Origin of the sequence: Flavobacterium sp. KACC 22758 (genome assembly GCF_028736135.1) — a bacterium.
GTDB classification, from domain to species: Bacteria; Bacteroidota; Bacteroidia; order Flavobacteriales; family Flavobacteriaceae; genus Flavobacterium; species Flavobacterium johnsoniae.
The window spans coordinates 3,839,746-3,851,863 of sequence record NZ_CP117878.1; the positions used below are offsets into that span (position 1 = coordinate 3,839,746).

The 12,118-nt window shown below is 35.2% G+C and carries 6 protein-coding genes; 3 read left to right on the plus strand and 3 right to left on the minus strand.

The window, feature by feature from the left end:
• Positions 1 to 2 precede the first annotated feature (2 nt).
• Both PQ462_RS16020 and PQ462_RS16025 read left to right on the plus strand, forming a co-directional pair.
• The gene (locus PQ462_RS16020) at positions 3 to 1,370 is read left to right on the plus strand and encodes an alginate export family protein (RefSeq protein ID WP_274250748.1); all 1,368 of its coding nucleotides are present in this window, start codon (positions 3 to 5) and stop codon (positions 1,368 to 1,370) included.
• A gap of 342 nt (positions 1,371 to 1,712) precedes the next feature.
• Positions 1,713 to 2,663: a polysaccharide deacetylase family protein gene (locus tag PQ462_RS16025; RefSeq protein ID WP_274250749.1), complete on the plus strand. Its 951-nt coding sequence runs from the start codon at positions 1,713 to 1,715 to the stop codon at positions 2,661 to 2,663.
• Positions 2,664 to 2,902: 239 nt separating this feature from the next.
• Here PQ462_RS16025 and PQ462_RS16030 read toward each other — a convergent pair whose 3' ends face one another.
• Together PQ462_RS16030 and PQ462_RS16035 are read right to left on the minus strand one after the other, a co-directional pair.
• Positions 2,903 to 4,906 carry a RagB/SusD family nutrient uptake outer membrane protein gene (locus PQ462_RS16030; RefSeq protein WP_274250751.1) on the minus strand — a complete coding sequence of 668 codons (2,004 nt, stop codon included), beginning with the start codon at positions 4,904 to 4,906 and terminating at the stop codon, positions 2,903 to 2,905.
• Positions 4,907 to 4,918: 12 nt separating this feature from the next.
• Entirely contained in the window at positions 4,919 to 8,308 is a 3,390-nt protein-coding gene (locus PQ462_RS16035) for a SusC/RagA family TonB-linked outer membrane protein (RefSeq protein ID WP_274250752.1), read from the minus strand.
• Between the two features lie 499 nt (positions 8,309 to 8,807).
• Between PQ462_RS16035 and PQ462_RS16040 the strand changes: the two genes are divergently transcribed.
• Positions 8,808 to 9,635: a Ca2+-dependent phosphoinositide-specific phospholipase C gene (locus tag PQ462_RS16040; protein ID WP_274250753.1), complete on the plus strand. Its 828-nt coding sequence runs from the start codon at positions 8,808 to 8,810 to the stop codon at positions 9,633 to 9,635.
• Between the two features lie 54 nt (positions 9,636 to 9,689).
• Here PQ462_RS16040 and PQ462_RS16045 read toward each other — a convergent pair whose 3' ends face one another.
• On the minus strand, positions 9,690 to 12,065 hold the full coding sequence (locus PQ462_RS16045; RefSeq protein ID WP_274250754.1) for an outer membrane beta-barrel family protein: 2,376 nt from the start codon (positions 12,063 to 12,065) through the stop codon (positions 9,690 to 9,692).
• Positions 12,066 to 12,118 lie beyond the last annotated feature (53 nt).

Here is a 12,118-nt window from a genome sequence, read left to right on the forward strand (position 1 = left end):
CCATGAAAAAAAATATCCTATTATTTCTTTTTTGCATACAGCTCCAGGCGCAGCATTATCCTGATTTTAAACCACTGCGTTTTGATGAAAATTATGAAGTTTTGCAAAAAGATACGGTTAAAAATAATTGGTATAAAACCATGAAATACCTGCCGCTCTCCTCCTCGGGGAAAACGTATTTGAGTTTTGGAGGAGAGATTCGGTATCAATATTTCTATGCCAAAAATGAAAAATGGGGCGACGATCCTCAAGATCCAGACGGTTACATTTTAAACCGTTTACTGCTTCATGCAGATTTTCATTCGAGCAAATATTTCAGGGCATTTATCCAATTACAAAGCAGTAATGCCAACGGAAGAATTGATCCGAGTCCGGTTGACAGCGACCCGCTTGAAGTGCATCAGGGTTTTGTAGATATTAATCTTATTTTAGAAAAAAATAAACAATTGATTTTTAGAGCTGGAAGACAGGAATTGAGTTATGGTTCTCAACGTTTAGTTGCGGTTCGGGATGGACCAAATAACCGTCAATCGTTTGATGCCGTGAAAACTGTTTTAGGTTTCAATAATTATCGAGCCGATTTATTTTACAGTCATTATGTTGTCGCACAAGACGGTATTTTTGATGATTACTCGAATAAAAAAAGACAGTTTTGGGGAAGTTATTTTGTTATCAATAAAATTCTGGCAATCAAAAATATTGATTTGTATTATCTGGGATATCAAAGGGCAAATGCGAATTTTGATGATGCGGGCGGAAAAGAATTACGACATTCTGTTGGAACCCGTATTTGGGGAAAATATGATGAATGGCGTTATGATGCCGAAGCGGTTTATCAGTTTGGCAATATTGAATCTAAAGATATTAAGGCCTGGACGGTTTCTCTAAATACCGGATACCGATTTACATCGGTAGTTTTAAAACCTGAATTTGGATTTAAAGTAGAATTAATCAGCGGTGATAAAACAAATGGAGATAATCAATTAAATACTTTTAATCCGTTGTTTCCTAGAGGTGCTTATTTTGGATTGGCTTCGGTTATCGGGCCTTCAAACTTGGTTGACTTCCATCCTTCTATTAGTCTTGAACTGGCCAAAAATATCGATTGGGTTATTGATTATGATATGTTTTGGAGATACAGCAATCAGGACGGAATTTATGGTCCAAACACGATTATGATTTATCCTGGCGACGCAACCGAAGCCAAAGAGATTGGAAAACAGTTAGAAAGTGAAATTATCTACACTCCTAATCAATATTTATATTTCCGTATTGAGGCAACTTGGTTTAAAGCTGGGGATTTTCTAAAAGCTGCTGGAACTGGAAAAAATATGTTTTTTACGGGGGTTACAGCACAGATCAAGTTTTAACAACTCTTTGCACATCATTTTTTAAATACATAGAGACATAGGTTTACTGTATCTATAAAGGCGTTTCACTTGTTTAAATAAACATAGCTTATTGAATTATTTCACGCAGATTTAAAATGATTTAAGCAGATTAACACAGATTTCAAAATATTTAATCTGCTCAAATCTGCCGAATCTGCGTGAAACCAAAAAAATCATCCAAAAGTGTTGTTGGAACTATGTAACAGAGAGATATTTCTCTTTCGTATTCTCAAATTATATCAAAATCTATGTTTCTATGTATTTAAAACTTTTTCAATAATATATACTTAGAGTATTATTTACAATTAAAATATTCATGCAATGACAACAAGAAGAAATTTTATAAAAATGGCGGGATTGACAAGTGCGGCGATGATAGCAAATCCTGTTGAGACTTTTTCAACTCCTATAAATAAAGAAAAAATGGAATTAGAAACATCAAATAAATGGTTAGACGGATCTAGATTAGTAGTTTCTGTCTCTATGCAGTTTGAAGCGGGCGGACAGCCTCAAAATGCTGAAAGTCCGTTTCCGCAGAACATGCAGAAAGGCTATAATGACTTTCCTGCCGAAACCTGGTATCAATACGGTTATAAAGAAGGAATTCCGAGAATGCTGGACAACTGGGACAAACACGGAATAAAAGTAACTTCGCATATGGTGGGCTCAGCTGTTTTGCAAAATCCACAGCTGGCAAAAGAAATTGTACAGCGCGGACATGAAGCTGCTGCTCACGGAATGAACTGGAGTTCGCAATATGCCATGTCTTACGACGAAGAAAAAAAGTTCATCAAAGCCGGAGCTGATGCTATAAAAAGTGTTACGGGTTTTACTGCCGTTGGATACAATGCCAACTGGCTTCGACGCGGAGAAAACACTTTAAAAATTCTTCAGGAGTTGGGTTTTACCTATCATATAGATGATTTAAGCAGAGATGAGCCTTTCATTATTCAGGTTAATAAAAAAGATTTTACAGTTGTTCCTTATACAATTCGCTGCAATGATATTGTTTTGATTGAGGGCAAAAACTTTTCTTCAGATCAATTTTTTAATCAGGTTAAGGCAGAATTTGATCAGCTTTATGCAGAAAGTGAATTTAAGCGAAGACAGCTTTCTATCAGTTTTCACGACCGAATTGGCGGTACACCGCAAATGGTTAAAACTACTTCTGATTTAATAGAGTATATCAAAAAACATAATGGCGTTACTTTTAAAAGAAAAGATGAAATTGCCAAAATGACGCTTCAGGATAAAACATCAATTCGTGAATAAACACACTTTTTTTGGTTTCTTATATTCGCTGCAAAACGATTCTTTTTAATTCTGCTTAATCAACATAAAACCTGCAAGTCCTTACGATTTGCAGGTTTACTTTTTATGGTATTTTATAATACGGACTTAACCAATTTACAGAATCAGAAGAATAATTCAGTTAAAAATTCTTCCATACCATAAATAAAGGCGGCCAATTGGCCGCCTTTATGGTATTTAAAAAATTTAAGTAAAGAGATTTAAATTTTACTTTCGTCATCAACAGCATCCTGCCATTTATCCCAAACTTTTACTCCTGCATTGTATCCGTCATAACCAAAATTCTGGCTTAACTGGCCTCTAATGTTAGGCTCTATTGCAAGTCTAAATGGAATTGGCCAGTAATTGTTGCGTTTATCCATAGAATAAAACTTTACACCTGGTTTTAAAGAAATACCTCCCGGATATTTGTTGTAAAGGGTATAATGAACAATACGCTGCCACCAATAACTTCCTCCAGATGCGTCTTTCCCAGCTTGTTTATCCCAAGTGTCTTTGTTATACGTATTTCCCCATTCATCTGGTTTTCCGCTTAGCGCAAGACAATGTGAAATACGTTTTAACTCAACATTTCTCCATTCTTCCATATAAAGCTCTCTTCCTCTTTCTGCACAAATATCACCAATAGTTACTGTAGTATACATTTGTGAAGCTTTTGCTCTTGTTCTTACAGCATTTACGTCCTGAGCTGCACCTGAAACATTGCCTTGATAAAAACGGGCTTCGGCACGTAACAAATAAGTTTCGGCTAAACGATAAATATACATGTGCGCGCTTGCTCCTGCAGTAGCTCCTTGAAAATCATTTGCTGCCGGATTAGCTTCGGCCACAACATCGTGATAAAAGATTTTATAATGCGGGAAATCAAACCAGTCACGAATAGAATCCTGCGCTAACAACTTGCCAGATGCATCTTTCATTCTAAAATTTTGGCCAGCCCACGCTGCACTTCCGCCAGCTCCAGGAGCATATTTAAGATCTTCCATATTTACCCAGTTGCCAACAGTACTGTTATGTCTAAGATCTACCTTATCTTCAAAACCGTTTACAACCCACATAGGATGCTGTGAGTAATAAGAACCGCTGATTGTACCAATACCACGTCCAATTGCTCTTTGATAATCATACTTTGCATTATAATTGGTTTTATCCGTCAATGGAAAACGAGGCGCTGCTGTTTTTCCGTCAGGAGTAATTAAGTTGGCATCATTCCAGTTTGGACCAAAAATTCTCATTGAAGAAAACGCTAAAAATGACTGAGCTCCTCCATTTGGTGCTACCAAAATAGCCTCTGTATTTGCAGAAATCACTTTGTTTTCAGGTCTGTGCAAATCCCAGATTACATTTCTTGTAATTGGCCATGCCGTTGGGTTTCCTCCTGGATCAAATATTCCTAAAGTATTCTGCACCAAAGAATAACCAGATTGATTAATCAAAATATTGGCTTGTGCTTCAGCATCGGCAAATCTTCCGGATGCTAAATAACATTTAATCAATAACTGACGGCAGGCACCTTTACTAATCATACCTACATAACCTATTTTTGCCTGTTCAGGCACCCATTCTACAGCTTTCTCCATATCAGCCGTAATCATTTCAATTATGGCTTCTTTTTTTGTAGAATAATAACTCTGCTTGGGAACTTCCAAAATTTTAGTGATCAGCGGAATATCCCCAAATTGATAGACTAGATTAAGATATCGATATGCTCTGTGAAAATAAGCCTGACCGATATATTTATTTTTAACTTCTGCAGATAAACTTGTCACATTACCAATATAGGTCAATACAGTATTAGCATTTTTGATACCTGTATAGGCTTCTGTCCACATAAATCCAAGATAAATAGATTCACCGCCTGCATCTCTTCTAAAATCTCCAGTAGGAACGATAGTATTGGCATAATCAGCAATATTACTGCCTGTGTCAGTTTTTCCATACTGTGCCATGTCTGAGAAAAGATATTCTGTACCAATTGGCACACTCACACCAGAATAACCAAAGTGAATATAATTATTACGCAGCTGTTTATCACACAATGCTAAAGTTGCCTGTAATCCGGCTTCTGTAGAAAATGTAGTTCCCGGTTCGTAAAACGAAAGCGGATCTGAGTCAAGAAAATCTTTTGAACAAGAGCTGGAAAGCACTGCCAATACTGCGAAAGGCAATAGTCTTGTAATTTTATGTTTTATATATTTTTTCATTGTTGAGTAATTTTAAAGTTGGAAATTAAAACCTAAATTAAACTGTCTTGTAGCCAGTCCGCCTGTTTCTGGATCTCCGTAATATTTCCATTCTTTAGAAGCAGACCATGTTGCAACGTTTTGAACCGAAGCATAAATTTTTATACTTTTAATATGTACTTTATCTAAAATATCTTTAGGAAGCGTGTAAGCTAACGAAATGTTATCCAGACGAATAAAACTGCGGTCGTACAATCTTCCCGGCGCAACCGGAGTCCCAGCAGGTCCTTTAGCATCAAGACGCGCCCACTCATTAGTTGGATTGTCAAGTGTCCAATACGGATTTACATAAGGATTGAAATTGAATTTATATAAACTCGCATCGTTGAAAGTATTCATATAATTTGAGTTAAGTGACTTTCCTCCCATATTAGAATACATACTGATACCCAAATCCCAATTTTTATAAATCTTGAAATCATTGCGCAGCGACCATTGTACAGGAGAATTTGAGTTTCCTAAAAACTGTTTGTCTTTTTCATTATAAACTGCTTTTTTATAAGGGTTTCCATCTGCATCTACCGCATCTACATCATCTGCCGTATAACTGTTGGCAACTTTTGGATCTCCAGGACGCTGTCCGTATTTTTGAGCCTCTTTCCATTCATCTTTCTGCCAGATTCCAGTTATTCTATAATCCCAAATTTGAGTAATTGATTTTCCTATAAACCATCCATTTGCAGAATCATTTCCTTCTTGTCTTCCAATAACATTACCATTTTCATCTTTAATGTCTACCATATTGCCATACAATGACACAATTTTGTTCTCGTTGTAAGATATTCCAAACGTAGTACGCCATTCAAAATTTTCTCTTTTCATATTAAGCGTATTAAGACTCAATTCAATACCTTGATTTTGAACTTCTCCAAGATTGGTAGCAATTGATGAAAATCCTGTAAAACCAGGTAATGACTGACTCATAATCATATCACGTGTAGAGGCTCTGTAAGCATCTACAGTAGCAGTAATACGGTCATTTAAGAAACCTAAATCAATACCAATGTTTGTTGATGTTGTTTTTTCCCATTCCAGATTTGGATTTGCCATACGGTCAAGCGCTAAATATTTCAATTCAAGTGCTTTTCCAGAAGGATCTAAATACCCCATTGTTCCGGTATTTACCAGGTTTGCCAAAGAAATGTAGGGATCAGCAAGTGTTCTGTTTCCATTTTTACCCCAAGACAAACGCAATTTACCAGTACTCATAGCATCCCAGTTAAACCATTTTTCATTTTTAAAGTTCCATGCAACCCCAAAAGAAGGGAAAACTGCATAAGGATTTGAAGCTCCAAATGCTGAATATCCATCACGGCGAATAGTCGCTGTAAGCATATAACGATTATCAAATGAATAGAAAAGTCTTGCCATTAACGCATCTGCCGTTTCATGTGTATCGTTTGATCTAAGCGCACTATTCGCCATCGTGGCTGTATTCACGAGGTGAAAACCTAAAGCATCTGAAGGCTGGATATTATAAGCATCCATTCCATCTGACCAAAAACGGCGTTCTTCAGCTTCCTGAACAAAAGTGGCTATAATATGATGTTTTTGAGCAATCGTGTAATCCCATGTTAAGTTATTATTCAGGTTATAATCAAATCTTGTTGAATTGTTTCTGTTTACACCTGTAGTAGCTGCAGGCCAGTTTGGGTTCTGCGTAGATCTGAAATAACGATCATGAAAAAACTGATAACGAGGCGCAATGTTAAAAGTATAAGTAATACCTAAAGGAAGACTTACTTTAGCATTGAAAATGGTATTTAATGTTGTATATCCTGTCTCTTTTTCAATAAATTGACGCTCGTAGTAATAGTTATAATTTTGTCCTGAGACATTTTTTCCCATCGGCTGTCTTTCGTAGTTGCCATTTGCATCTATAAAAGTTCCAAACGGGCTGGTTCTCATCATATTATTATCTCCAGCGTTTGTACCTAAAGAAGGAGTTATATCTCCATCTGATCGATCCTGAAAATTAACGTTTAATCCAAGTTCAAGCCAGTTCGTAACTTTAGCATCAACTTTCATGTTAGAACGAGCTGATTTGTAATCATTTCCAACAATCGCTCCTTCTGAAGTTAAATAACCAAAAGACATATAATAATTTACTCGGTCACCTGCACCGGAAATACTCAAATTATTATCATGATTAATTCCTGTTCTAAAAGAACTGTTACTCCAGTCGTGTGTTTTATCAGCCAGGAAATTTGCCATCAGCGAAGGATCAAAATTTAGTCCTAAACGCGCTCCCCAAACTTCTTTACTGCTTTTTCCGACTGTTTGAGCTGTTGGCTGATAAGCCAGCCATTGTGCTTCGGTAATGCCCCATTTTGATAAATCATTTGGATTTGAAAAATACCCGGGTCTGCCATTTGCAACTGTTCCTGTTATAAATGCTTCGTATTGGCCAGTTGCAGTATTAACACCATACGTTTGGGCAGTTTCCCAGTCTTCACGATATTTTAAATATCCTTCTGGAGAATACACTTTACGATAGGCACTTTTATTGCTGATCGTTGTGTTAGTAGTAAAACTAACCATAGGTTTACCCGTTTTACCTTTTTTAGTTGAAATAAGAATAACCCCTGCTGCTGCTCTCGATCCGTATACAGATGCTGCCGAAGCATCTTTTAAAATATCAAGCTGTGCAATATCATCAGGATTAATTTCTGAAAGTTCACCATAAAACTGCATTCCGTCTAAAATAATAAGCGGGTCATTATGAGGTCCGTATTTATCATCCTTATTATTACTGGCAGTATATACAGAAGTCTGACCACGAATTTGTATTCTCCCGCCTCCTTTTGCAGAAGGATCATACCCTACTCTTACTCCGGGAGTACCTCTTAAGATATCCTGAACCGTCTGCGGATTTTGGTTTACTAATTTATCAGGCGAAACCTGAACAATTGCTCCCGTTAAATCCTTTTTCTTCATTTTACCATAACCTACAACAACTACCTCATCTAATGAAGTTGTTGCTTTTTGCATTTTTACAGTAATTGAAGTTTTACCTTTTAGGCTGACTTCGGCAGTCGTATAGCCTAAAAAAGATATTAGTAATACAGAATTAGGATTCTCTACTTTTAAAGAAAACTTTCCGTCAAAATCTGTTAAAGCAGCATTTTTACTTCCTTTTTCTAAAACAGTAACTCCCGGCAATGGCATACCATTTTCGTCATTTACCTGTCCTTTAATTTCTGTTTGAAGTACATTTGAAGATACAGTTGTACTTGTAGAACTAATGGCGTATCCAGAAACCTGAAATAAAGAAAACAATAGCGATAATATCATCATTTTCTTTTTCAAATTAAATTCAGATACACAATTAGAACCTTTTTTAATCCTAAAGTGATTTTTCATTTTTGGTTTGAAATTTTGGTTATTGATAGTTAGTTTTGGAAATCATTACTGTGCTGGCTGAATCACATTATGATTTCACCGCAAATTTGATTTAAAGTAGGGATATTAAAATACGTTTTTGGGTATACTAAAGTCTTGAAAATACATTAAACGCAGTATTTTAGTATTAAAAAAACATATTAACCAAAAAAGACGGTAAATAATAGGTATTTAATTAACCGAATGAGTTACTAACACTATTCTTTAAAATTGAACTAAAAAACGGCTCCTTATTTATTGCCAAAACTCCTCTTTCAAAATCTTAAGAAAATTATCGGGTTTCATAACAAAAAAATGGTGCTTTAGAACATTTTTTTTAACCAGCGAAACGAAAAATAGTAGTTTTAAACTATAGAAATCTAAAGAAGTTATGCGGACTTTTTTTAAGTCGGCAGCAAGATGCTTATCTCTCGAACTTCATTCCTCTTTATTATTTTATTAACCCCTAAATAAAAAAACTATGGAACTAAAAGATCGTCTTTATAATCAAATTCAAATTAAGGCTTCACATAACAGTTATGTTGATGTATTGCCGGCTCTGCCTACTCAATTATTGTTTGATCCAAATGATCCTGCAAAAGATGGATGCTTGGGACTCGAACTCGACATTTGGAGGCATTCCTCAAAATATGTTCCGTATAGCTCTATACAGGAAGGATATTTTACTGTAAGTCATTCAAATGGACGTCAAATCAAATTGAAATATTTTCTTGACATTCTAAAAACCTGGCACGAAGCCAATAAATTACATTACCCGGTTTTTGTTACTATAGACATAAAAAGTAAATTCGGAGGATATGCCAGATTTCATGAAGAAATCGATACGTATTTGCAGCAGTATTTTGGAGATGATAAAATCTTTATGCCAAATGCTATGATGCCAGATAGAAAAGCCGGATTATATGATAATGCCAGAGTTTACGGCTGGCATAAAATTGGTGATATGTTAGGCAAATTTATTTTTTGCCTGAGCGGAAACAAGGGATGGAAAAAAAGATACTCTAATACTGATATTTTAGACCGACGCTGTTTTAGTGATATAGATATTGATGATGAAAAGGATATTAATAATATTGTTGTTTATAATATGTCAAAATCAAAAGGTTTAAAGTATTCTTACAGCGGACCTTCAACCCGCATTACGCGTGTGTACGATGTTGACAAAGAGAAAGACTGGAATGATATTTTAAGATTCAATCATTCAGTAATAGCAACAAATAAAGTCAATGATACTAAATGGGCAAAGGTTAATAACACCTCTCCTATAAATGTTAAAACAGGAGTTTAACTAAATAAAAAACATGCTTAAAAAATTAAGCATGTTTTTTATGAACCTGAAAGATTAATTGCGGTTCGCGTTATTTGCTTGTCTAATTCCTTTTGGATCCGTTAAGTTAAAACGATACACAAAACTAAGTCTGTATCGGGCCGCATTAGGTATGCTATTCACATTTAGGTAATAATTATCACCAATTGTAGTGCTTTTGTTTTGACGCAGATCAAATGCATTTGTAACATCAAATACAATAGTCGCTTTATCTTTCAATAAAACTTTACTTAACCCAAAATCAAGCGATTGCAGGGGATCATTTTTGGTTTGTGCATTTTGCTGCGCTCCGCGAAAATTATAACGTCCCTGAAAACTAAATTTTGCAGGCAGTTTAATCTGTGTGTTTAAACGTCCGGTAAAAGTCTTTCCTTCATAATTAAGGTCTTCATCTTGATAACTTCCTTTTTGTTTAAAATGATAAAAATTCATTTCCATATTTACCTGAAGCCATTTTGCAGGATTATATAAGGTTGAAAGTTCAATACCGCTTCGTATTTCATGTTGAATATTAATAGGTGTTGTATAAAAAATATTGTTTTCGCGATAGGTAAAATCTTGTATATAACCGCTTTCCCACTGGTAATAAACAGACGAATTTAAAGTAAATTTTTTCCATGTTTTAAGAAAAGCCAGCTCAAAAACATCTGTATAAGATGGATTAAGATCTGGATTTCCAACATATTGTGCATTTAAATCTGTTACTTCATTAAAAGGGTATAAAGCATATAAGGGCGGACGATTGATGCGCTTACTGTAATTTAACTGTAAAGTTGATGCATCAAACTTATAGCTCAAATTAACGCTTGGAAATAATCTATTATAATTTTTATCATCACTATATGTGTTTTTACTATCTGTAATCGAAATTTTGGTAAACTCTGTTCGCAGTCCAAACATATAGCTGAATCGTTTAATTTTACTGCTGTATTGCGCATATCCGCTGGCAATTGTTTCTGTATACTTTAAATCGTTATCAATATTTTGATAGATTTTCCAAATATCATCTTCTTGCTGTTCTGCCAAAAATTGACTTGAAACTTTACGAATCTCCGTTTTAACACCAACTTCAAATGTTGAAATTGTATCTATCGGCTGTACAAAATCACTCTGAACAAGCAGATCTTTACTATTTCCTACTGAATTAGTCCGAATACCGGGATAAGCCAATGTTTCTGGATACAAACGCTGTGTCGAAAGATTCCAGTTTTTATCGCTGTTCCACCAATCATACTGAACGTCAATTGTCCATTTTTTTGCCGGACGTTTAAAAGTCTGGGTATAATTAAATTCTAATTGGTTGTAATCTCTTTTTTCTAATGATTTGCCTTTTCTTGCTAAAACACTGTCTTTTACATTTTCGGCCTGACCGTAATTGTATAATAAATGAGTTTTATCATCATCTTCTGTAGCATTTTTTAAAAACGCCGCTGTAATAGTTCGATGTTCATCTATATAATAATCGGCTCCAAAATACATTAATTTTCCATCGTCATGACGATCCTCGTTTTGCACTCGGTTTAAATAATTTGATTTGCCATTATCTGTAGTAGTCTGGTTTGTGGTATATAAACCAACATAATCTGAAGAACGTATCCCAAAATTTGAAAAAATATTGATTTTATCTGATTTAAAATTGATGCTTGGATTTAGACGGCTGTCATTTGGAGATCCTGCCACTAATCGAACCTGACCGCTAAAACCGCTTTTTTTGTTTCGCTTTAAAATAATATTAATAATCCCTGCCGAACCGGAAGCATCATATCGAGATGAAGGATTGGTTATTACCTCAATACGTTCAATTTGATCGGCTGCAATTTGGTCAAGGGCATTATTTTGTGTTAAACCAGATTGTCGTCCGTTAATTAACACCAATACACTGCTGTTACCGCGAAGACTTACGCCGCCAGTTGGACTAACGGTTACAGACGGAACACTATTTAAAACATCATGTGCAGAACCATTCTGCGAAAGCACATCTTTACCAACTTCAAAAACTTTTTTATCAAGTTTTAAGCTCACACTCGATTTTTGTCCTGTAATTTCAACGGCGTTTAATTGAACTGCATCAGAATGCAAATCAATTGTGCCTAATTCAATTTTTGGCCTGCCCGAAATGATTTCAAATGTTCGGCTGTAATTTTGATATCCAATGTAACTAAAAGTGATTGTCATTTTGCCATTTGGCAGTTTTTCAAGAACAAAATCACCTTTATCATCGGTTACACCAACTGCCAATGTTTTTAATGTGCTGTCTTGTATTGACACTGTTGCATAAGGAATCGCTTCTTTATTTGCATTATCCTGAACTTTACCCGAAACAACTGTTTGCTGTGAAAGGCCAAGCATAGGAATTAATAAAATTAAAATACTGGTTATTACTGTTTTCATGTTTATTGGTTTTATGATACAAGATTACTTTATAAAACAAACCAGTGTTCTTT